Source organism: Mesorhizobium sp. CNPSo 4688, assembly GCF_057784295.1.
The window spans coordinates 1-896 of the sequence record NZ_JBWLUY010000085.1; the positions used below are offsets into that span (position 1 = coordinate 1).

At 69.3% G+C, this 896-nt stretch carries 1 protein-coding gene; it reads left to right on the top strand.

What is annotated here, in order from left to right:
• The coding region (locus tag AC04SH_RS34875; protein WP_488578083.1) for a beta strand repeat-containing protein at nucleotides 1–896 on the top strand (896 nt) is incomplete at both ends.

An 896-nucleotide genomic window follows, 5' to 3' on the forward strand; every position in this document is an offset into this window, starting at 1 on the left:
ACCGGCGCGACTGGTGCAACTGGCGACACCGGGGCAACTGGAGCCACGGGTGATACCGGTGCCACAGGTGCGACTGGCGATACCGGGGCAACTGGAGCCACGGGTGATACCGGGGCCACCGGAGCAACTGGTGATACCGGTGCGACGGGCGCGACTGGTGATACCGGAGCAACGGGCGCTACTGGCGATACCGGAGCCACGGGTGCGACCGGCGATACCGGCGCGACTGGTGCGACTGGCGATACCGGGGCCACCGGAGCAACTGGTGATACCGGTGCCACGGGCGCTACTGGTGATACCGGAGCAACGGGCGCTACTGGCGATACCGGAGCAACGGGCGCTACCGGCGATACCGGAGCCACGGGTGCGACCGGCGATACCGGAGCCACGGGTGCGACCGGCGATACCGGTGCCACAGGTGCGACCGGCGATACCGGCGCGACTGGTGCAACTGGCGACACCGGGGCAACTGGAGCCACGGGTGATACCGGGGCCACCGGAGCAACTGGTGATACCGGAGCCACGGGCGCTACTGGCGACACCGGAGCAACGGGCGCTACTGGCGATACCGGAGCAACGGGCGCTACTGGTGATACCGGTGCCACAGGTGCGACCGGCGATACCGGCGCGACTGGTGCAACTGGCGACACCGGAGCAACTGGTGATACCGGTGCGACGGGTGCGACCGGCGATACCGGAGCAACGGGCGCTACTGGCGATACCGGCGCGACTGGTGATACCGGCGCAACGGGTGCGACCGGCGATACCGGAGCCACGGGTGCGACGGGCGATACCGGCGCAACGGGCGCTACTGGTGACACCGGTGCCACAGGTGCGACCGGCGATACCGGCGCGACTGGTGCAACTGGCGACACCGGGGCAACTGGAGCCACGGG